Raw genomic sequence first — 21,587 nt, forward strand, 5'->3', positions numbered from 1 at the left:
ATATAAGGATGAAAAGAATTTTATTAAGAACATTAGTCATTATTGCAGCTGTTCTTGTAGCTTCCTGCGCAAAAGAAAAGAAAGAAAAGCAAGAATCAAGAAAAAATCTACCAGCAACGGAAGAAGTACATATTGATGGAGATAAGGATTTAGATATTACTGAATCAAAAAGTGAAGTGATCTTTGATAATGAGGTAGTTGATAAAGTATATGCTCAATATTTGATGATCAAAAAAGGATTAGTGAATTCTAATGCCAAATTGGTACAACAAGAAGCTAAAAAAATGGAGGAGTTGTTAGGAGATTCTGAAGAGAATAAACAACTAAATGCAACGGTTAAACTTATTTCACTAACTAAAGAGATTAAAAAGCAGAGAGATTTTTTTGTGACACTCACTTCTGAAACTGAAAAATTGATAAATAAGAGCGCTATTACATCTGGAGAAGTTTATAAGCAGTTTTGTCCAATGGCTTTTGATGGCAACGGAGGATATTGGTTATCTAATTCTAAAGAAATACGAAACCCTTATTATGGTAACCAAATGCTAAAATGTGGTAGTGTGAATGAAACAATCAAATGAAAGCGAAGTATCACATAGAAGGAATGACTTGTAACGGTTGTAGAACACAAGTAGAGCAAATACTTAATGCTATACCAGAGGTAAAGCAAGCAGAAGTGAATCTTGAAAATAAAGAAGCATCTCTAATAGTAGAACAGCCTTTAGATTTAGATAAGCTTAGAAAAGAAATTCCTCAGAAATATATAATAACAGAAAAACAGTTTAATACTCAGAATAGCATTAATCATTCTACAAAAGAGAAAAAAAAGGTTCAGCAACTATTTCCTCTTTTTTTGATTTTGGGATATATAACTATTGCAGCTGTTTTATTGAATTATAATCCATGGAATGGAGAAAGTTTTATGATGGATTTTATGGGATTATTCTACATAGTATTTAGCTTTTTTAAGCTCTTAGATATATCAGGATTTTCTAAATCCTTTGCTATGTATGATCCACTTGCGAGCAAGATCTCATTTTATGCCAGAATATATCCTTTTATCGAAATAATACTAGGGCTTATGTTTTTGATGAGGTTTAATATCCATATTGCACTAATAGTTACCATAGTGGTTTTGAATATCACCACATTTGGAGTCACAAAAGTATTACTAGATAAAAGAAGTATTCAATGTGCATGTTTAGGAACAGCATTAAAACTTCCAATGACGAAGGCTACTTTTATAGAAAATGCAATAATGCTTGGAATGGCAATTTTGATGCTTTTAAAAATGTATATAAATGGTTAAAAGAAAAACGGCAATTTGGATTAGAAAAGCACATCGCTATTTAGGGTTGTTCCTTGGAATTCAATTTCTGATGTGGACGATAAGCGGACTGTATTTTAGCTGGACAGATATTGATGAAATACATGGAGATCAATTCAAAAAAGAAAGAATACCCATAGCGCATAAGAATTTAAAAGGGTTGTCTAATATTGATTCTGAAATGGAGATTTCATCTTTGGAATTAAAAACAATAGCGAATCAACCCTACTATTGGATAAATGAGAATGTGTTAATGAATGCCGAATCTGGACTGATAAAATCCAAAATTTCTAAAGAAGAAGCGTTGAAAGTAGCTGAAGATTACATGAGCGAAGATTTAGAGGTAAAATCAGTTGATTTTATCACCGAAGTAGATAAACACCACGAATATAGAGGAAGACCACTACCAGCATATGTGATTCATTATGATCATCCAGAAAATGTAAAGGCATATATTACTGCTTTTGATGGAACTTTTCAAAGGGTAAGACATCGATCTTGGAGATGGTTTGATTTTTTATGGATGACGCATACAATGGATTATGAAGGGAGAGATGATTTTAATACAATGGTACTAAGAGTATTCTCTTTACTTGGATTGATAACCGTATTAAGTGGATTTGTATTGTGGTACATTTCTTCTGCAACGGTAAGGAAAATTATAAAAAAATAATCATGAAGAAGAAAAGTGCAGCCTATATAGTAATAGCTTTGCTCGCTGGAATTGGAATTGGATATTTTCTATTTGGAGAAACAATTCGTAAAGAGTCTGATCATTCCCATGTAAAAGATCTTGAACAATCCGAAGAAGTTTGGACCTGCTCTATGCATCCTCATATTAGGCTTTCAGAACCTGGTGATTGTCCTATTTGCGGAATGGACTTAATTGCTTCAACAGATCTTACAAATGATTTGGAAACAGATCAATTCAAAATGACAGAAAATGCCATGGCATTAGCTAATGTTCAGACATCAATAGTTGGTGATATAGGTTTTGATACTGAGGAAATAAAACTTACTGGTAAAATTGAAGAAAACGAAGAGACTACAACTGTTCAAGTAACACATTTTAAGGGTAGAATCGAAAGACTTTTGGTAAATTCGGTAGGAGAGAAAATCTCTAAAGGTCAAACAATAGCACTAATTTACTCACCAGAATTAGTTGCTGCACAGCAAGAACTATTAACAGCTTCAAAAGTTAAAAAACAGCAACCAGATCTATATAACGCTGTTAGAAATAAATTAAAAATCAGGAAATTATCAGAAAATCAAATCAATCAAATAGAGTCTTCTGGTACGATAATGGAAACTTTTCCAATACACTCACATGTTTCGGGAATAGTTTCTGAAAAAATGGTAGAAGAAGGAAATCATATAGAAAGAGGACAGATTTTATATAAAATATCAGATTTGAAAACAGTTTGGGCTCAATTTGATGTATATGAAAATCAAATTTCGTCAATTCGTAAAGGGCAGGAAATTAGTATAGTAACCAATGCGTATCCTGATAATAAGATAGCAGCAAAAATTTCATTTGTAGACCCTATTCTTAATGCTACTTCAAGAATTGCTAGAGCAAGAGCTGAATTAATGAATAAGGGTTCATTGTTTAAACCTGGAATGTTTGTAGAAGGTACAATTTCAATTGCGGATAAGGATCCAGAAAAGAAAACAATTATGGTGCCTAAGAGTGCTGTACTTTGGACAGGTAAACGCTCAGTTGTGTATGTAAAAGAAAAAGCGTCAACACCAATTTTTGAGATGAGAGAAGTTACTTTAGGAAATTCAAATAATAACTCCTATGAAATCTTGTCTGGATTAAACGCTGGTGAGGAAATTGTAACTAATGGAACTTTTACGGTTGATGCAGCGGCTCAATTACAAGGAAAGAAATCCATGATGAAATTAGCTAACCATCAGAGCTCTTCTCCAAACAATCAACAATTTAAAAACACAAAAGCGTCAATCGATTTTAAACGTGTTTTTAATGATATTCTACCAGTATATTTTGATTTAAAAGATGCCTTAGTGGCAAGTGATTCTAAATTGGCAGTGGTCTCATCAAAAAAAATGTTGACATATTTACAAACTTATAATGCAAAAGAATTGCAAGAAAGAGAGATAGCATATGTTCAAAAAACTATTCAAAATTTAGAGGGAATTTCTAGTAGAGAAGATTTGATCAATCAGCGAATACATTTTAAAAGTCTAAATGAAAATTTAGAGGCAATTATAAGAGAGATAGGTAATGCCTCTGAAACTATCTATATACAGAAATGCCCTATGGCAGATGATAATAATGGAGCTATTTGGTTAAGTAAGGAAAAAGAAATCAAAAACCCTTATTTTGGAGATGAAATGCTTGCTTGTGGCAGTGTAATTAGTACTTTAGAGAAATTATAAGCTACCTATAATTGCTCTATTTAACGCTGTGATTTGTAAATTACTAATAAATTATTTTACTGGTAAAACAAAACAACGTATCTTTATTTCAGGGAAATATTGGATTACGTTTTTTAGAAGATTACAGTTATGGTTGCTGTATGTTATGTTTTTTTCAAAAAAATATACATAACATACCGTGATTGTTGCATGTCATTTATATGAATAAATGTGATCAAAAAAGATTGGGAATATGATAAAAAAACTACTTTTTGTTACATCTATAACCTTACTTTTTTCTTGTAAGGAAACTCCGATAACAACCACTACGAGTGCAAGTACACTAGCGTTGTTAGAAAAATCAAAAGCGATTCAGTTACGTGCAGAGAAAGTCGAACAGCATATGAAAGTTTGGCAAGACTCTCTAGATCGTTATGACCAGCAGGAACAAACGAAAAAAACATTCAAGGATGATGAATTTGTAAATATTGAAGAGCTTTCCAACTATTTTGTGTTAGATATGAAATATGCTACTAAGCATAACTTCCTTAAAGAGGCGGTATATTCTTGTGCAAAATGTTATATAAGAGGCGTAGTGGCAAAAGCCTTGATCAAAGCAAATAAAGATTTTATGGAAAAAGGGTATAGAATCAAATTGTTCGATTGCTATCGCCCTCATAGTGTTCAGAAAAAAATGTGGAAAATATTTCCAAATCCTGGTTATGTAGCAGACCCTAAAGGTGGATCTATTCATAATAAAGGTGCTGCTGTGGATATTACCTTAACGGATTTACAAGGTAATCAAGTGGATATGGGAACTAAATTTGATCATTTTGGTAAAGAAGCACATCATTCTTATAGAGCTTTTTCTGATGAGATATTGGCCAATCGCAAATTGCTCAGAGAAATTATGGAAAAAAATGGTTTTTCTACCATAAGAACTGAATGGTGGCATTATAACTTTAAAAGTAAAAAGTTTAAAATTGCTGATTTTAAATGGAAATGTAGCTAAAGACTGATGTTTCTAGAAAAACAACATCCGCCAGAAGCGGATGTCGCAAGAGCACAATTATAAAATCGGAAAAAATTAAAATTGCTTAGTTTCTGTATTTGTTAGCTAACTTTTGTCTAAATAACATTTAGAATTAATTTTACAATCAGAAACATATCTATCTACAAGTATTTGTAAGCTTGTGTTGTTAAAAATTCTTCAAATCTATCAGATGTAACTAGTTTATGAAAAATCTGAACAGCATTTTGATAATTTTTGCTATTAAACAAATTTGTTCCTGCTTGTTTCTCTACAGTTTTTAATTCATCCTCAAAAAGCATATGAAACATATTTGAGTTTAATCGTAAACCATTATCTAATTTAACTTCATTTTTAAGCCATTGCCAGATTTGAGTTCTACTGATTTCAGCAGTTGCAGCATCTTCCATTAGGTCATAAAGTGCTACGGCTCCATTTCCGCCTAGCCAGGTAGCGATATAATGAATTCCAACATTGATGTTTTCCCGAATTCCTTTTTCGGTAATAGTACCTTGAGGAATTTCCAAAAGATCTTCTTCGGTTACTACGACATCATTTCTTTTTACATCCAATTGGTTAGCTTCTTGCATATGCATATCAAAAACTTGCATTGCTAATGGTACTAATCCTGGATGTGCTACCCATGTTCCATCATGACCATTCTTTACTTCACGCTCTTTATCAGCTTTTACCTTCGCGAAAGCTTGCTTATTTCGTTCCTCATCATTTTTAATTGGGATTTGAGCTGCCATACCACCAATAGCAAGGATATTTCTTTTATGACATCTTTGGATCACTCTTTTACTGTAGGCATCCATAAATGGGCTGGTCATAGTAACCTGAGCTCTATCTGGTACTACAAAACCTTTATGGTTTCTTAGTTTTTTAATATAACTAAATATATAATCCCATCTACCACAGTTAAGCCCTACAATATGTTCTTTTAAGGCATAGATGATTTCATCTAATTGAAAACTAGCAGTAATAGTTTCTACTAACACTGTTACCTTAATGGTTGCGTGCTCTAGTCCTAAGTATTCTTCTGTAAAATCAATCACATCATTCCACCAAATTGCTTCTGTAAAATGCTCCAATTTCGGAATGTAATAATATGGTGCGGTTCCATTTTCTTTTAATTGTTCGTTATTGTGGAATGCATATAATGCGAAATCAAAAATAGATCCACTAATTTCTTTACCTTCAATTAATAAGTGCTTTTCATTAAGATGTAAACCTCTAGGGCGTACAATTAATGTAGCAACTTCTTCATTAAGTTGATAGGTTTTGTCCTTTTTAGGATTGTAAAACGAAATAGTTTTATTGACGGCGTCCATAAGGTTTTTTTGACCTTGCAAACAGTTCTCCCATAATGGAGCATTACTATCTTCAAAATCTGCCATGAATGTTTTGGCACCAGAATTTAAAGCATTAATGACCATTTTTCTATCCACTGGACCAGTAATTTCGACCCTACGATCCAGAAGATCTGCGGGAATAGGAGCAGCACACCACTCACTATTACGAATCTCTTTCGTGTTTTCCGGAAAAGCTGGATAGGTTTCCAAATCAAACAACTGTTGTTGCTGTTCTCTGTTTCTTAAAAGTTCTAATCGTCTTTCGTCAAAACGATTGTGCAAAGCTTCTAGAAAAGCTAAAGCTCCATCCGTAAGAATCTCTGGATGATAATTTTTTACCTCTTTCGTAAAGCTTATTTTCTGACTTAGGTTTGTTTGAGTTTCCATACTATATCGTTTGAGTGAACAATATTAAAAAAAAGTTTTTTATAAAACAAGCGAACGTTCGCTAAATGTGAATTTTTTGTTTTTGAAAATTTTCGCAGAAATCCCTACTTTTGAATTTATGGCAATAGCAGAAGAATACATCAGACTTATTTTTGGTCTGAAAATCAAGCAGATACGAACTGATAAAGACTTATCTCTTTTTGGGTTATCTAAACTAAGTGGATTATCTAAGTCGTATTTGAATGAAATTGAAAAAGGAAAAAAATATCCAAAAACGGATAAAATCATTAAGTTGGCAGAAACCTTAGAGGTTCCTTATGATAGTTTGGTTTCTCTTAAATTAGATAAAAATCTTGCGCCTATTGGTGAAATTTTACAATCAGGAATTCTGGATGAGATTCCATTAGAGTTATTTGGAATTCAGCAAAGTGACCTGATTGATATTATAGCAAATGCACCTTCTAAAGTAAATGCATTTATCAGTACCATTATAGAAATAGCGCAGCACTATAACATGAGTAGAGAAGGTTTTTATTTGGCTTCTCTACGCTCTTATCAAGAAGCGCATAATAACTTTTTCAAAGATCTCGAAGATTCGGCAGTACGTTTTGCAAACTCTTATCAATTAGATTTATCYGGTAAAATTAGCGCAGCAGAATTGGAAGAGATATTGATAGAAGAATATGGATATACTATCAATACCAAAGGAATACCAAAGCAAGAAGAGTTGGATAACTTGCGATCTGTGTTTGTTCCTTCTACAAAAACCTTGTTGTTATCAGATAGAGTAGATGAGCCTCAAAAAACATTTATCTATGCAAAAGAATTAGGCTATCAGTATATGAATATTACTGAAAGACCTTATACATTTTCATGGATACGGTATGATAATTTTGAAGAGGTATTACATAATTTTTATGCATCATATTTTGCAGGAGCTCTTATTATTCCTAGAAATCATTTAAAAGATCATTTAAAAGAATTGTTTAGTAAAAAGCAATTTTCTGAAAAGGCTTTTCATAAAATAATGAAGTTGTATAATGCTTCTCCAGAATCTTTTTATCAACGTTTAACCAATGTTTTGCCAAAGGATTTTGGGATGCAAAACGTGTTCTTTTTAAGATTTACGCATAAAAAAGGTGTCGAACGATTTAATTTGGTAAAAGAACTACATATTACCCATCAACAGCAACCACACGCTAATGAGATTAATGAGCATTATTGTCGGAGATGGATGGCAATTAAAACACTACAACGAACTGCTACTAATGATTTAGCATATTCTTTTGATATACAAATCTCGGATTATGCTGATACAGATCAACAATACTTAGTGTTTACTTCGGCTACCAAAGATCCGTTTAGACAAGACTACTATCGTAGTATAGGAATAGGATTTTTAATCTCTAATGCTTTAGAAAAGAAGATCAGTTTTGTAAATGATTCTAAAATACCAAAAGTAAAAGTAGGAGTTACTTGCGAATCCTGTTCTATTGCCGATTGTGAAGTAAGAAAAGCACCTCCAAAACGCTTGTTGTCAAAAGAAAGATTTAGAAGAACTTCTCAATTAGTAGCGGATATTGTTAAAGAGTATTCTTAATCTTATCATTAACAGAATATGAGTAATTCTCTCTTTGAACAACATAAGAAACAAGGTAGATACATACAACTATCCGATACAAAAGCTTTTGTTTTTGACAAAGGAGAAGGTGTTCCCATTGTTTTCTTTCATGGAGTTCCTGCTTCATCTTTTTTGTATAGAAAAATTATCAATACTATCTCGACAAGAGGAGTAAGAGGCATTTGTTTTGATCTAATAGGAATGGGTTTGTCTGAAAGACCAACTGATTATGATTACAGTTGGACCGGTCTCGGTAATTGGTCGGTAGAAGTTATTGAAAAGCTAGATTTAAAGAAATTTCATGTAGTGCTTCATGATATTGGTGGTCCTGTTGGCTGCGAAGTGATCTCTAAAATGCAAGACCGAATTTTATCAGTAACTATCTTGAATACACTTCTGGTGAACTTACCTCAATTTAGGAAGCCTTTCCCAATGGGATTCTTTCCCTTACGAGGGATTGGTGAGTTATTTGTTGCAACAACAACTCCTTTCTTATTACAAAAGTTGATGCATCTTAGAGGGATTCATGAAAAAGAAGTTTTTGGAATTGAAGTAGCTAAAGCATACCTACAATTTTTAAAAGGGAAAGATAAAGCTAGATCTTTTCTAAAAATAATGAGAGGTTTTGAACCTACTGCGGAAAAGGAGAACTTGTATATATCATCCTTAAAAAATCTTGATGTTCCTAAACAACTCATTTGGGGGATGAATGATAAAGGACTTACCTACGAAAAATATGGTGTTCCGATTAAAGATGCTCTTGGGATTGAAAAAGTCACACAAACTAAGGGATCTCATTTTTTACAAGAAGATTGCTCTGAAACCATAGTTGAGAAACTACAGGAGTTTGTTAAACAGTAGGTTTTTAATGTATTATTTGATAAATACGTTATTTAATTTGTCCAAATATTGAGCAGTAGTTTCTTTCAAATAAATACCCATTGCAATTGCAGCTTTATCTACTATATTCATTTTGAAAAATGTATAATCAAAATTATGAGATGTTCCGCTAGTTAAATTCTCACGTTTTTGAGCTAATATTTCGCATTCAGAACGTGAAATATTGTTGATTCCTCCAGCATCAATATAATTACGTAGTCTTTTTTCCGTAGCGATTAAAGCGTCTTCTAGTATAGATAAACTGGTGGCAGCATCGGCAAGAATTTTTCGTTGCGTATTTATCTGATCAATTGCAATTTCTTTATCAGATTTTACCTGTTTATCTGTTTTTTCTACCGAATAATAATCCTTGTCTATATCGCTGTTAAATTGTTTGATTGTTTCTAAGTGAATACTTGCTAATTCTCGCATGGGAACAATTACTGCTTCAAATTTTGATTGAAGAAGTGCATAATATTTTCGTTCTCTAGCTAAACTTCCTTGATCATATGGATCTTTTGCTACTAAGAAAAAGTCCAATACTCCTTTCTCAACTTCATGATCTATTGCTCTTGTTTTGGTAAGTAATTGAGAAAAGGGTTCTGCTTTAAGATTAAATCGTTTGGTTAATGCCAAAATTTCATCCAGAGATTCTGTGGTAGATGCCTGGAAACGATCATCGTCTAAATAAGAAGGTTTAGGACTTTTAGGTTTGGGTTTGTTGTCCTTTCCGTCTTCTTCAAACAAATCATCATATAAGCTCGACATATAGTTTTGAAAGTTACTATTGGTTAATTACTGTTGTAAATACCCAAAGATACTGTTTTATAAAAAACAATCCCTGTTTCAAATACTTTTGAAACAGGGATTGTATATTTTTTAGTAACTGGTAATTTATATACCAAAATCACTAAATTATTTTCGCTATCGTTGTGCCAATTCACAAGCTAACTAAATTTAGCCTGCGGTGGCTCGCCGCTACATCATTCCTGGCATACCACCACCCATTGGAGGCATTCCTCCAGCAGCAGGAGCATCTTCTTTAATGTCTGTTAATGCACATTCAGTAGTAAGGATCATTCCAGAAACAGAAGCTGCATTTTCTAAAGCAACACGAGTTACTTTTTTAGGATCGATAATTCCAGCTTTTAGCATGTCTACATATTCCTCAGATTTCGCATCGTATCCGAAATCATCTTTTCCTTCAAGAACTTTAGAAATCACAACAGAACCTTCTCCACCAGCATTTTCTACGATTGTTCTTAATGGCGCTTCGATAGCACGGTTTACGATTTGTACTCCGGTTGCTTCGTCAGCGTTTTCAGTTTTTACACCATCAAGAACTGATTTAGCTCTTACTAATGCAACACCACCACCAGCAACAATACCTTCTTCTACAGCTGCACGAGTAGCGTGAAGTGCATCGTCTACACGATCTTTCTTCTCTTTCATTTCTACTTCAGAAGCAGCACCAACATATAATACAGCAACACCACCAGCTAATTTAGCTAGACGTTCCTGTAATTTTTCTCTATCATAATCAGAAGTAGTAGTTTCGATCTGTGATTTGATCTGATTTACTCTGTTCTTAATTAAATCTTCTGCACCAGCACCATTTACAACAGTAGTGTTATCTTTATCAATTGCTACTTTTTCAGCAGTACCTAAATGCTCAATTGTAGTATTTTCCAAAGTAAATCCACGCTCTTCAGAAATCACAGTTCCTCCTGTTAAGATTGCAATATCTTCTAGCATTGCTTTACGTCTATCTCCAAATCCTGGAGCTTTTACAGCAGCAATTTTTAAAGCACCACGAAGTTTGTTTACAACTAATGTAGCAAGCGCTTCTCCGTCTACATCTTCAGCAATAATTAAAAGAGGCTTACCTGTTTGAGCTACTGGCTCAAGAATTGGTAATAAATCTTTCATTGCAGAAATTTTCTTATCAAATAATAAGATATATGGGCTTTCTAACTCAGTAGTCATTTTTTCGCTATTAGTAACGAAATATGGAGAAAGATATCCTCTATCAAACTGCATTCCTTCCACTACATCAACATATGTATCAGTACCTTTAGCTTCTTCTACGGTAATTACTCCTTCTTTTCCAACTTTACCAAAAGCTTGAGCGATAAGATCACCTATTGTTTCGTCATTATTAGCAGATATAGCAGCAACTTGCTTGATTTTATCAGAAGAGCTTCCTACTTCTTTCATCTGCTTTTCAAGATCTTTAGTGATCGCTTCTACAGCTTTGTCAATTCCTCTTTTAAGATCCATTGGATTTGCACCTGCAGCTACATTTTTCAATCCTTCTTTTACGATTGCTTGTGCTAAAACAGTTGCAGTAGTAGTACCGTCACCAGCAAGATCGTTTGTTTTAGAAGCAACTTCTTTTACCATTTGTGCTCCCATATTTTCAAGAGCATCTTCTAACTCTACTTCTTTTGCTACAGAAACACCATCTTTAGTTACCGTTGGTGCTCCAAAAGATTTGCTGATAATTACATTACGACCTTTAGGTCCTAAAGTTACTTTTACTGCATTGGCTAATGCATCCACACCACGTTTAATACCGTCACGTGCTTCTATGTCAAATTTTATGTCTTTTGCCATAATATTTTAAATTTTAAACTTCATCTTATCCAAAGTATTTGGATAAGGATATTGAAAGTTTGATTTGTGTTTTGATTGATTTGTTAAACGATTGCAAGGATATCGTCCTCACGCATAATTAAATAGTCTTTACCATCTAATTTTAATTCAGTACCTGAATACTTTCCATAAAGTACAGTATCACCAACTTTCACAGTCATTTCGTGATCTTTTTTACCGCTACCCACAGCAGCTACTTTACCTTTTTGTTGCTTTTCTTGTGCTGAATCAGGGATGTATAATCCTGATGCCGTTTGCGTTTCCGCTGGAAGTGGCTCAATTACCACACGATCTGAAAGAGGTTTAATATTTACTCCCATTATGATTAGTTTTATATTTTAAAATTAAAACGAAATTATTCGATGCTATTTATTTCAGAAATTATGCCAGCAGCTTGATACTGACAAATTGAAACAAAAAATGCCGACTGTCTGACAAGTCGGCATTTTATTGTAAGTTCATTGACTATATTAGTCTTCTGGTGTGTCATCTATCACTGGTGTGTCAGGTGTATCCTGAATCACTTCTACATCATTAGTGTCAACCGTTGGATCTTGACCAACATTACCACCCATTAAATCTACGTTAGATAATAGAATAAGTGCTAATAATAAAGTGGCTAATGCCCAAGTACTTTTGTCTAAGAAGTCTGTGGTTTTCTTTACTCCACCTAACTGTTGAGTTCCACCACCTCCAAAAGAAGAAGAAAGACCTCCTCCTTTAGGGTTTTGTACCATAATTACTACCACCAATAAAAAAGATACGATGATGATAAGTATTAAAAATATTGAAAACGTTGTCATTATATATTGTTATTTATTTTCTTGTAATTTTTTGATCGCTCGAATTTGGTCTGCAAAGAAACCACTTTTTTCGGGATTTTTCAAAATTAATATTTTATACGCCTGAATTGCCTTTTTGTACTTTTTCTGAGCTAAATATACACGAGCCAAAGTTTCTGTCATTAACTCATCTGGCGCAACCATATGTTCGTTTGCTAAATTGCGAGATGGAGCATTTTTTTCTGCAGGTTTGATCTTTGGATTGTTAGCTATAAACTCATCGATTAAATGAAATTTATGTTCCTGACCAGATGATTTTTCATTTTCTGTTGGTTGATCTTCCTCCTTTGTTTCAGGATTTGATGCTCTATCTATTGGGTGCGTAGCGGTAAGTTTCAACCATTCTGCAAAAGAGTGTGATTCTTTTTTGTTAAAGTCAAGAGGTTTATTGATTTCGAGAGGTGTTTCAGAAGGAGTTTCGACTTCTCCTGATTTTTCTTTTGTCAATTCTTCTTGAGTGTCATTTTTTTCCGATTGCTCTATAATTGTTTCTACAATCGAGATGTTTTTAGAAGTTGGTTCTTCTTTCGAAGAAAATAAAGAAGGGTCTAAAACCTCTTCTGCTTCCTCCATATTCATAGCAACAGCATCATCCATAGAAATTCTAGATAATACTTTAATTTCTTGAGGATCTACTACATCTATTTCTTTATTGTCTTTCTTTTCAAGAGCTTCGGTAGTTGTACTATCAAAAAGGTTTGAAGTAATAAAATCAAATAATACTTCTCTATCACTAGTATAAGCTGCGGTAGTTTTTAACTCTTGATTGTATCTAAAATCTTCAGTTTGTTTTAAGCCTTTTAATACCAATGCTCTTACAGATTGAAAATAAGGGAATTCTCGAAGAATTTTTTCCAGATTCTCGTTTTGTTCTTTATTGATTAAAGAAGGGTTTTGGAATAAATATGTAAGCTCTTTGGTATTCAAAAATTATAGTTTATCAGGTTACCATTTAGCTAAGGTAGCATTCAATATGTCTTGGGTAATTCTTTCATAAATAACTTGTATAGCTTCATCTCTAACTGCAGTTTCTGCTTGCGAAGCTGGATAATCGAAAAAGAAAGAAAAACGTTGTTCTAAGTCTTCTTTTGGGTTTTTGATATCATAAAAACGAACATTTACTGCAATTGTTAATCTGTTTTGCGCAGCAGTATTTGCAGAGGTAGCATTAGTAGGTGCTACATAATACTGTACAATTTCACCTTCATATGCCACATCACCATTGGAAGTAACCAAATCTAAATTGGTTTGATTTAAGATTAGATCTTGTAATTGATTCGTAAAAGTTTGATCAATACCTGGGATAATAATTGATGCCTGATTTTGGAAAAAATCTACCTGAAATGAGTTTGCTGTTGTGTTAATTCCACTAAAAGAATAAGCTCCACATCCTTGAATTATAAAAATTCCGATGAGGGCTATGATTGCGTATTTAATTTTTTGTATCAAGGTGTGTTATTTTAATTGCTAATGAGCGTAAAGTATTTATATAGATGTTATTAGAGGTCGTACTGTTTTATTTTTCTATACAAAGTTCTTTCGCTGATCCCTAATTCTTCTGCAGCCGCTTTTCGTTTTCCACGATGACGCTCTAATGATTTTTTAATTAGTTCCAGTTCTTTATCATGTAGCGAAAGTGTTTCTTCTTCTTCAATTTCTTCCGCAAAATGATATTTATCCTCTTCCTTTATTGGTGCTACGGGTGTTTCAGTAGGAGTTATCTGTAATACCTCTGTTGTATGAGTCGTAATTGGCTCTTCAAAAGGTATGTCGGTTTCCTCTTTTTCATCCCTATAAATTTTTCTAATCAGCCCTTCGTGCTCTTTCTGTACTTGTTGAGAGTTGCCACTCTGCATTAATTCCATTGTTAACTTTTTGAGATCATTTAGATCGTTCTTCATATCAAAAAGTACCTTATATAGAATTTCTCTTTCATTGCTAAAATCACTCTCTTTTTTGTCAGAAGTTACAATCGCAGGCAAATTACTTCCGATATCAGGTAAATATCCTCTTAGTGTATTTGCCGATATTGTTCTGTTTTGTTCAAGGACTGATATTTGTTCAGCTATGTTGCGTAATTGTCTGATATTTCCACTCCAGTGGTATTTCTCCAAAAGTTGAACGGCCGATTCTTCTAATCGTATGGTGGGCATTTTATATTTGGTAGCAAAATCTGAGGCAAACTTTCTAAAAAGTAAATGGATGTCATACTCACGATCTCGTAAAGGTGGAAGTAGGATTTCTACTGTACTTAAACGATAATATAAATCCTCACGAAATTTTTCTTTCTTAATGGCTTCAAACATATTTACATTGGTGGCAGCTACAATACGAACATCTGTTTTTTGAACTTTTGAAGATCCTACTTTAATAAATTCACCATTCTCTAGAACTCTAAGCAATCTAACTTGGGTGGTTAATGGCAGTTCCCCAACTTCATCTAAGAAGATTGTTCCTCCATCTGCTACTTCAAAATACCCACTTCTTGTAGAAGTAGCACCTGTAAAAGCTCCTTTTTCATGGCCAAAGAGTTCACTATCTATAGTGCCTTCTGGAATAGCACCGCAGTTCACAGCTATATATTTACCATGTTTTCTATGTGATAAGGAATGTATAATTTTTGGAATGCTTTCTTTTCCAACACCACTTTCTCCGGTAACCAAAACCGAGATATCCGTAGGAGCTACCTGAATAGCTTTTTCTATAGAGCGGTTTAGTTTAGGATCATTTCCTATGATTCCGAATCGTTGTTTTGTGGCTTGAACAGATTCCATTAATAAACTTGTATTAGTCGGTTTGTATAATTTTTAGTTATTGTCAGAATATCCTACAGCTTCTCCTATTAGGGTTGCACTAGTGCATTCATCTACTCGTACCATTACAAAATCTCCAACTTTATAGTCTCCTTTCGGGAAAACAGCAACTGTATTTTGTGTGGTTCTTCCACTCCAATGAGCATCAGATTTTTTTGAAGCTTTTTCGATAAGTACTTCAACCGTTTGCCCAATAAAAGCTTGATGTCGATATTCGCTATGAGTTCTCTGTAATTCGATAATTTCTGCCAATCTTCTTTTCTTTACATCATTTGGTACGTCATCTTCCATTTTTCTGGCAGCTAGCGTTCCTGGGCGTTCAGAATAAGCAAACATAAAACCGTAATCATATTTTACATACTCCATTAAAGATAATGTGTCTTTATGATCTTCTTCAGTTTCTGTTGGGAAACCTGTAATAATATCTTGAGAAATAGCACAATCCGGAATTAAACGTTTGATATTGTCAATTAGATTGAAATATTCCTCACGTGTATGTAAACGATTCATTTCTTTAAGAATACGGTCACTTCCACTTTGTATAGGTAAATGGATATACTTACAAATATTTTTATGTTTTGCCATTACTTCAATCACATCCATCGTCATATCCTGAGGGTTCGAAGTTGTAAAGCGAAGTCTTATTTTTGGATGCTTTTCTGCTACCATATCTAACAACTTGGCAAAATTAACAGCGGTAGCTTTCTGGAAATCACTGGCTTTTTCAAAATCTTTTTYCAATCCACCGCCATACCATAAATAACTATCTACATTTTGGCCAAGTAAAGTAATTTCTTTAAAGTTTTTAGCAACAAGATCATCTATTTCTTCCATGATACTTTGCGGATCACGACTACGTTCTCGTCCTCTAGTAAAAGGAACTACACAAAAAGTACACATGTTATCACATCCTCTAGTAATAGATACAAATGCTGATACACCATTACTCTGTAGACGTACCGGAGAAATATCACCATACGTTTCTTCTTTAGAGAGAATTACATTTACAGCATTTCGTCCTGCATCAACTTCTTCAATAAGATTAGGAAGATCTTTGTAAGCATCTGGTCCAACAACCAAATCCACTATTTTCTCCTCTTCCAAGAATTTGCTTTTAAGTCTCTCTGCCATACAACCCAAAACTCCAACTTTCATTCCTGGGTTGATTCTTTTAACGGCGTTATATTTTTCTAGACGTTTTCGAACAGTTAGCTCCGCTTTTTCACGGATAGAACAGGTGTTTACCAATACCAAATCTGCATCTTCAAGATTTTGTGTGGTGTTAAATCCTTCTTTAGCTAAAATTGAGGCTACAATCTCACTATCACTAAAATTCATTTGGCATCCATAACTTTCGATAAAAAGCTTTCTAGTGTTTCCTTCCTTTTTATCAAGTGATAATGCTTGTCCTTGAATATTTTCGTCGATAATCTTCTCCATGTGTTATAAAATCCTTGCTGATTCAATTCAAATAGTGTGCAAAGATACTTTTTAAAACAATATATGACAAAGTGGCAGAGTAATATTTGTTTAAATATTTATATTTGAGAGAACTAATAAACTAAATCCATCATTATATATGAATTCCAATCAACTCTTCGAAAGAATAGAAAATTCTAAAAAACCAGAATTCGGTGATATTATCTCCAAAAGTTTTGAATTGTATAAAAAAGTATTTTCTGTCGGAATGGTGCATGCATTGGTTATTTTTGCATTAGCTATTCCTTTTGTGTTGGCAACATACCTTCCTCTTTTGCCATTTTATATAGATATGATTCAAAATTCTGGGGATCCTTATTACGAACCTTCATTTTTAGAAGGTTATTCTGTTATAATGATAATCGTTTGGGTAATAGTAATATTTGCCTTGTCTTTTGTTATGCAGGTTTTAAATGTATCTGTTTACGGGCATTTTTTAAAGATTCTCAAGAATGTGGATTTAGGTTTAAACGAGGAAACAGGTGGGTATTTTACAATAGCTAAAAAGTACTTTGGTAAAATGATTTTGATTTCTCTAGCCAATATGGGGATTGGGATTGTAGCAATGTTGGCTTGTTATTTTCCTCTTTTCTATGTTATGGTTCCTCTTCAGTTAGTAATTCTTATTTTTATTTTTAATCCAGAACTGAGTGTTGAGAACATTATTAAAGCAGCTTTTAAATTAGGAAATAAATATTGGTTTACCTTTTTTGGGTTAATCTTTGTTTCTGGTATTTTTTCGGCACTTGGTATAATAGCATGTTATATAGGAATTATAGCAACCCTGTTTTTTTCTTATATAGTGATGTATTATATGTATAAAGATACTATAGGTTTTGAAAATGAAAGTGAATCAGAAAGCTGGGATGCAATCGTTGATTCATAAAAAATAAAACCTGCAGCTTTGCAGGTTTTTTTAATATAATTTTCTGTGAAAAAATTTTGATCTCAAAAAATTCATATACTTTTGTTCTCAGAAAAGCCCTTTATAATAAGGTAACCACCAACTAAAATGTTTATTAGAAGTTCATCTGTCAACTAATAAATATCAATGATAACAGATGAAAAAAAAGGATTATGGCTAAGAATTTAGTGATTGTAGAGTCACCTGCTAAGGCAAAGACTATAGAGAAATTTCTAGGAAAAGATTATACCGTAGCTTCTAGTTTTGGACACATAGCAGATTTGCCTGCAAAAGAACTTGGAGTTGATGTAGAAGAAGGTTTTAAACCAAAATATATTGTTTCTAAGGATAAGAAAGATGTAGTAAAAAAATTAAAAGATCTTTCTAAAAAAGCAGAAATGGTTTGGTTAGCAAGTGATGAAGACCGAGAAGGAGAAGCTATAGCTTGGCACTTAGCTGAAGAATTAAAACTAGATAAGGAGAGAACTCGTAGAATTGTTTTTCATGAGATTACGAAAAAAGCAATTTTAAAAGCAATTGAGAATCCAAGGAGTATAGATTATAATCTGGTAAATGCGCAACAAGCCAGAAGAGTTTTAGATAGGTTAGTTGGTTATGAATTGTCTCCTGTTTTATGGAGAAAGGTAAAAGGAGGGTTGTCTGCAGGTAGAGTGCAGTCTGTATCTGTTCGATTGATAGTGGAAAGAGAACGTGAAATACTAGATTTTAAGCCAACACCTTCTTATCGTATAGATGCAGAGTTTGCGAATGAAAAAGGAAAGTCTTTTAAAGCGAAACTTCCTAAGAATTTTACGACGAAAGCTGAAGCTGAAGCTTTCCTTAAGAAAAACTTAGGAGCAGGATTTAAAGTAGCAGATTTAACTACGAAACCTGCCAAAAAATCTCCAGCACCACCATTTACTACATCTACATTACAACAAGAAGCCTCAAGGAAATTATATTTTTCGGTAAGTAAAACCATGACCATGGCACAGCGATTATATGAAGCTGGGCTTATTACTTATATGAGAACCGATAGTGTAAATCTATCAACTGAAGCTCAAAATAGTGCGAAAGCAGAAATAATTTCTGCTTATGGGAATGAGTATAGTAATCCAAAACAATATAAAGGAAAGTCTAAAGGAGCTCAGGAAGCGCACGAAGCAATTAGACCAACAGACTTTTCAAGACATACGGTTCCAGTCGACTCAGATCAGCAACGATTATATGAGCTTATTTGGAAAAGAGCTATAGCCTCTCAGATGAGTGATGCTAAGTTAGAAAGAACGAATGTAAAAATAGGAACAAGCGCTCATGGAGAACAATTTACTGCAAATGGAGAGGTGATCAAGTTTGAAGGTTTCCTAAAAGTGTATTTAGAAGGAAATGATGATGAAGATGAAGAACAAAGCGGAATCCTTCCGGCAATGAATGTTGGGGAGAGTTTGTATAATAATTACATTACAGCAACCGAAAGATTTACAAGACCGCCAAGTAGGTATTCTGAAGCTGCATTGGTGAAAAAATTGGAAGAATTAGGAATTGGACGTCCTTCTACATATGCGCCTACAATTTCTACAATACAGAATAGAAAATATATTGAGAAAGGATCTAAAGATGGTGAAGAAAGAGGATATGTCCAGATTACTCTTTCTGGAGATGATATAAAAGAGAAAAACCTTAAAGAAAAAGTAGGAAGTGATAAAGGGAAACTAATCCCAACAGATGTAGGGATGGTAGTGAACGACTTTTTGGTAAATCATTTTTCGTCGATTTTGGATTATAACTTTACAGCAAAAGTAGAGCAAGATTTTGATGAAATTGCTGAGGGACAGGAAGACTGGACTCATGTGATGAAGGAATTTTATGAAGAGTTTCATCCAAGAGTAGAAGATGTGGCTCAAAATGCAGAGCGAGAAGTAGGAGAAAGAATTCTTGGTGAAGATCCTGAATCCGGAAAACCAGTGAGCGTGCGTTTAGGAAAATTTGGTCCTATGGTACAGATCGGCACAGCCGAGGATGAAGATAAACCAAGATTTGCAAGTCTGGCGCCTGGGCAAACCCTAAGTAATATTACTTTTGAAGAGGCAATGAACTTGTTTCAGTTGCCAAAAGAACTCGGTAACTATAAAGGAGAAGTAGTGACGGTTAATAATGGACGTTTTGGGCCTTACGTGAAATTTGGTACTAAATTCGTCTCATTAGAAAAAGGGGAGGATCCATTAAGTACATCTTTAGAAAGAGCAATAGAACTTATTGATGCTAAAGAAAAAGCTGACGCTCCTATATATACCTATGAAAATTTACCAGTACAAAAAGGAACTGGTAGATTTGGACCATTCATAAAATGGAATGGTATGTTCATTAATGTGAATAAAAAATATGACTTTGATAACCTTTCTGATCAAGATATTATTCAGCTGATTGAGGAGAAAAAGCAAAAAGAAATTGATAAAGTAATCCATAATTGGGAAGAGGAAGGAATCAGAGTTGAAAAAGCAAGATGGGGACGTAGTAATATAATAAAAGGTAAGACTAAGATTGAATTGCCTAAAACTGTAGATGCTACTAAACTTACTTTGGAAAAGGTGAAAGATCTTATTGAAAAAAATGCGCCTAAGAAAAAGACTGCAAAGAAAAAAACAACTAAAAAGACTACAAAAAAGAAATAAGTATATCCTATGTCTTTAGAATTTCTTACGCCAGTAAGTGATATTGTTGCGGCACATGTGGCATTATTGCCAGATCAATCTTTAGGTAAACAAATTGCTATTCATACTTCAGAAAATGGAGTTCCTGAATTGGATAAAGTTGATATTGCAATTATAGGTGTTCGAGAAAACAGAAATGATATAGACTTTCTTGGAGAAGGTTTGCATTTCGATACCATAAGAACTTCTTTTTATGAACTTTTTCCTGGTAATTGGGATACTACAATCGTAGATCTCGGTGATATTACTCCAGGAGAAGAGGTTAGTGATACGTATTTCTTAATGAAAGATATTCTGGGAATGCTTCTTCAGAAAAATGTAATACCCTTAATTATTGGAGGAAGTCAGGATTTGGTGTATGGTCAATATCGGGCTTTTGATATTCTGGAGAGAATGGTCAATCTTGTTAATGTAGATAGTAGGTTTGATTTAGGGAACACTTCTCAGCCGATAAAAAATAATTCTTTTGTTGGAAAAATAATTGTAGAACAACCATACAATCTTTTTAACTATAGTAATATAGGGTATCAAACATATTTTAATTCTCAAGAGGAAATAGACCTGATCGAAAAATTATACTTTGATGCATATAGGTTGGGCGAAGTGATATCAGATGTTACCATTGTTGAACCTATAATGAGGGATGCAGATATTGTTGCTATTGATTTAGGCGTAATGAGTTCTACATGTCTTGATTATAAGTATGCATCTCCCAACGGTTTTAATGGGAGAGAGATTTGTGCTATCGCACGATATGCAGGTATAAGTGATAAGGTAAAAAGTTTTGGAGTGTATGAATTTAAAAATTTTAAACACGAAGAAACAACAGCATTATTAATTGCACAAATATTATGGTATTTTGTAGAAGGGGTTAATTATAGGTCCAATGAGCTGAATATCAAGAATAAAACAAGTACGCTGCATTATAATGTGCCTATAGAGGATGAAGTTTTGTCATTTTATAAGAGCCCAAAAACTGAAAGATGGTGGATAGAAATACCATTTATTTCATCTGGGAATAATAAATTAAAAAGACATACGTTATTACCTTGCACATACAACGATTATGAGCGTGCTTGTAATCAAGAAATACCTGAAAGATGGTATAAGGCAAAACGAAAAAACGAAGTTTAACATTTTTATTAGGGAGAATTAAGGTTTTTTTTAGAAAAAAATTGTTTTTCTGGAAATAAATAAATAGG

At 33.5% G+C, this 21,587-nt stretch carries 19 protein-coding genes; 10 read left to right on the forward strand and 9 right to left on the reverse strand.

The genetic code is table 11. The annotated features are described in order from the left end of the window. The first annotated feature begins 8 nt into the window (after nucleotides 1–8). The 5 genes from GBO31_RS08305 (at nucleotide 9) to GBO31_RS08325 (ending at nucleotide 4,721) form a co-directional block, all read left to right on the forward strand. Nucleotides 9–581: a DUF3347 domain-containing protein gene (locus tag GBO31_RS08305; RefSeq protein ID WP_219007864.1), complete on the forward strand. Its 573-nt coding sequence runs from the start codon at nucleotides 9–11 to the stop codon at nucleotides 579–581. Next, a complete protein-coding gene (locus tag GBO31_RS08310) occupies nucleotides 578–1,309 on the forward strand; it encodes a heavy-metal-associated domain-containing protein (RefSeq protein WP_219007865.1) in 732 nt (243 codons plus the stop codon). Before GBO31_RS08305 ends, GBO31_RS08310 begins: the two co-directional genes overlap by 4 nt. Continuing rightward, complete coding sequence (locus GBO31_RS08315; protein WP_219007866.1) at nucleotides 1,302–2,000, forward strand: PepSY domain-containing protein; 699 nt, start codon at nucleotides 1,302–1,304, stop codon at nucleotides 1,998–2,000. Before GBO31_RS08310 ends, GBO31_RS08315 begins: the two co-directional genes overlap by 8 nt. Nucleotides 2,001–2,002: 2 nt before the next feature. Continuing rightward, the gene (locus tag GBO31_RS08320) at nucleotides 2,003–3,730 is read left to right on the forward strand and encodes an efflux RND transporter periplasmic adaptor subunit (RefSeq protein ID WP_219007867.1); all 1,728 of its coding nucleotides are present in this window, start codon (nucleotides 2,003–2,005) and stop codon (nucleotides 3,728–3,730) included. Between the two features lie 232 nt (nucleotides 3,731–3,962). Beyond that, nucleotides 3,963–4,721 (forward strand): M15 family metallopeptidase, encoded by a 759-nt coding sequence (locus GBO31_RS08325; protein WP_219007868.1) that lies wholly within the window; start codon nucleotides 3,963–3,965, stop codon nucleotides 4,719–4,721. A 161-nt stretch (nucleotides 4,722–4,882) separates the two neighbouring features. Here the strand turns inward: GBO31_RS08325 and aceB are convergent, their stop codons facing one another. Further along, nucleotides 4,883–6,481, reverse strand: a complete 1,599-nt coding sequence (aceB, locus tag GBO31_RS08330) for a malate synthase A (RefSeq protein ID WP_219007869.1) — start codon at nucleotides 6,479–6,481, stop codon at nucleotides 4,883–4,885. 118 nt (nucleotides 6,482–6,599) lie between these two features. On the opposite strand from aceB, the gene GBO31_RS08335 reads away from it, so the two are divergent. Both GBO31_RS08335 and GBO31_RS08340 read left to right on the forward strand, forming a co-directional pair. Continuing rightward, nucleotides 6,600–8,081, forward strand: a complete 1,482-nt coding sequence (locus tag GBO31_RS08335; protein ID WP_246615814.1) for a helix-turn-helix domain-containing protein — start codon at nucleotides 6,600–6,602, stop codon at nucleotides 8,079–8,081. Between the two features lie 18 nt (nucleotides 8,082–8,099). Continuing rightward, entirely contained in the window at nucleotides 8,100–8,963 is an 864-nt protein-coding gene (locus GBO31_RS08340) for an alpha/beta fold hydrolase (protein ID WP_219007870.1), read from the forward strand. 12 nt (nucleotides 8,964–8,975) lie between these two features. Here GBO31_RS08340 and GBO31_RS08345 read toward each other — a convergent pair whose 3' ends face one another. The 8 genes from GBO31_RS08345 to miaB form a co-directional block, all read right to left on the reverse strand. Continuing rightward, on the reverse strand, nucleotides 8,976–9,749 hold the full coding sequence (locus tag GBO31_RS08345; RefSeq protein ID WP_219007871.1) for a hypothetical protein: 774 nt from the start codon (nucleotides 9,747–9,749) through the stop codon (nucleotides 8,976–8,978). A 210-nt stretch (nucleotides 9,750–9,959) separates the two neighbouring features. Next, nucleotides 9,960–11,597, reverse strand: coding sequence for a chaperonin GroEL (gene groL, locus GBO31_RS08350; RefSeq protein ID WP_219007872.1), 1,638 nt, complete (start codon nucleotides 11,595–11,597; stop codon nucleotides 9,960–9,962). An 83-nt stretch (nucleotides 11,598–11,680) separates the two neighbouring features. Continuing rightward, nucleotides 11,681–11,956 carry a co-chaperone GroES gene (locus GBO31_RS08355; protein ID WP_219007873.1) on the reverse strand — a complete coding sequence of 92 codons (276 nt, stop codon included), beginning with the start codon at nucleotides 11,954–11,956 and terminating at the stop codon, nucleotides 11,681–11,683. A 150-nt stretch (nucleotides 11,957–12,106) separates the two neighbouring features. Continuing rightward, nucleotides 12,107–12,439: a preprotein translocase subunit SecG gene (gene secG / locus GBO31_RS08360; RefSeq protein ID WP_219007874.1), complete on the reverse strand. Its 333-nt coding sequence runs from the start codon at nucleotides 12,437–12,439 to the stop codon at nucleotides 12,107–12,109. 9 nt (nucleotides 12,440–12,448) lie between these two features. Then, the gene (locus GBO31_RS08365; RefSeq protein WP_219007875.1) at nucleotides 12,449–13,405 is read right to left on the reverse strand and encodes a hypothetical protein; all 957 of its coding nucleotides are present in this window, start codon (nucleotides 13,403–13,405) and stop codon (nucleotides 12,449–12,451) included. Between the two features lie 18 nt (nucleotides 13,406–13,423). Beyond that, the gene (locus GBO31_RS08370; RefSeq protein ID WP_246615808.1) at nucleotides 13,424–13,927 is read right to left on the reverse strand and encodes an LptE family protein; all 504 of its coding nucleotides are present in this window, start codon (nucleotides 13,925–13,927) and stop codon (nucleotides 13,424–13,426) included. A gap of 50 nt (nucleotides 13,928–13,977) precedes the next feature. Beyond that, nucleotides 13,978–15,252 (reverse strand): sigma 54-interacting transcriptional regulator, encoded by a 1,275-nt coding sequence (locus tag GBO31_RS08375; protein ID WP_219007876.1) that lies wholly within the window; start codon nucleotides 15,250–15,252, stop codon nucleotides 13,978–13,980. 33 nt (nucleotides 15,253–15,285) lie between these two features. Next, the gene (gene miaB / locus GBO31_RS08380; protein WP_219007877.1) at nucleotides 15,286–16,731 is read right to left on the reverse strand and encodes a tRNA (N6-isopentenyl adenosine(37)-C2)-methylthiotransferase MiaB; all 1,446 of its coding nucleotides are present in this window, start codon (nucleotides 16,729–16,731) and stop codon (nucleotides 15,286–15,288) included. 139 nt (nucleotides 16,732–16,870) lie between these two features. Here miaB and GBO31_RS08385 point away from each other — a divergent pair, with 139 nt between their 5' ends. The 3 genes from GBO31_RS08385 (at nucleotide 16,871) to GBO31_RS08395 (ending at nucleotide 21,519) form a co-directional block, all read left to right on the forward strand. After that, nucleotides 16,871–17,656 (forward strand): hypothetical protein, encoded by a 786-nt coding sequence (locus GBO31_RS08385; RefSeq protein ID WP_219007878.1) that lies wholly within the window; start codon nucleotides 16,871–16,873, stop codon nucleotides 17,654–17,656. Nucleotides 17,657–17,847: 191 nt separating this feature from the next. Further along, a complete protein-coding gene (gene topA / locus GBO31_RS08390; RefSeq protein WP_219007879.1) occupies nucleotides 17,848–20,346 on the forward strand; it encodes a type I DNA topoisomerase in 2,499 nt (832 codons plus the stop codon). A gap of 9 nt (nucleotides 20,347–20,355) precedes the next feature. After that, nucleotides 20,356–21,519 carry a formimidoylglutamase gene (locus GBO31_RS08395; RefSeq protein ID WP_219007880.1) on the forward strand — a complete coding sequence of 388 codons (1,164 nt, stop codon included), beginning with the start codon at nucleotides 20,356–20,358 and terminating at the stop codon, nucleotides 21,517–21,519. Nucleotides 21,520–21,587 lie beyond the last annotated feature (68 nt).

It is taken from the genome of Aquimarina litoralis (assembly GCF_019295435.1).
GTDB classification, from domain to species: domain Bacteria; phylum Bacteroidota; class Bacteroidia; order Flavobacteriales; family Flavobacteriaceae; genus Aquimarina; species Aquimarina litoralis_A.

Excerpts from the sequence above, each read along its gene's own strand:
- GBO31_RS08305 (WP_219007864.1), top strand. The coding sequence starts at position 9 with ATGAAAAGAATTTTATTAAGAACATTAGTCATTATTGCAGCTGTTCTT.
- GBO31_RS08310 (WP_219007865.1), top strand. The coding sequence starts at position 578 with ATGAAAGCGAAGTATCACATAGAAGGAATGACTTGTAACGGTTGTAGA.
- GBO31_RS08315 (WP_219007866.1), top strand. The coding sequence starts at position 1,302 with ATGGTTAAAAGAAAAACGGCAATTTGGATTAGAAAAGCACATCGCTAT.
- GBO31_RS08320 (WP_219007867.1), top strand. The coding sequence starts at position 2,003 with ATGAAGAAGAAAAGTGCAGCCTATATAGTAATAGCTTTGCTCGCTGGA.
- GBO31_RS08325 (WP_219007868.1), top strand. The coding sequence starts at position 3,963 with ATGATAAAAAAACTACTTTTTGTTACATCTATAACCTTACTTTTTTCT.
- aceB (WP_219007869.1), bottom strand. The coding sequence starts at position 6,481 with ATGGAAACTCAAACAAACCTAAGTCAGAAAATAAGCTTTACGAAAGAG.
- GBO31_RS08340 (WP_219007870.1), top strand. The coding sequence starts at position 8,100 with ATGAGTAATTCTCTCTTTGAACAACATAAGAAACAAGGTAGATACATA.
- GBO31_RS08345 (WP_219007871.1), bottom strand. The coding sequence starts at position 9,749 with ATGTCGAGCTTATATGATGATTTGTTTGAAGAAGACGGAAAGGACAAC.
- groL (WP_219007872.1), bottom strand. The coding sequence starts at position 11,597 with ATGGCAAAAGACATAAAATTTGACATAGAAGCACGTGACGGTATTAAA.
- GBO31_RS08355 (WP_219007873.1), bottom strand. The coding sequence starts at position 11,956 with ATGGGAGTAAATATTAAACCTCTTTCAGATCGTGTGGTAATTGAGCCA.
- secG (WP_219007874.1), bottom strand. The coding sequence starts at position 12,439 with ATGACAACGTTTTCAATATTTTTAATACTTATCATCATCGTATCTTTT.
- GBO31_RS08375 (WP_219007876.1), bottom strand. The coding sequence starts at position 15,252 with ATGGAATCTGTTCAAGCCACAAAACAACGATTCGGAATCATAGGAAAT.
- GBO31_RS08385 (WP_219007878.1), top strand. The coding sequence starts at position 16,871 with ATGAATTCCAATCAACTCTTCGAAAGAATAGAAAATTCTAAAAAACCA.
- topA (WP_219007879.1), top strand. The coding sequence starts at position 17,848 with ATGGCTAAGAATTTAGTGATTGTAGAGTCACCTGCTAAGGCAAAGACT.
- GBO31_RS08395 (WP_219007880.1), top strand. The coding sequence starts at position 20,356 with ATGTCTTTAGAATTTCTTACGCCAGTAAGTGATATTGTTGCGGCACAT.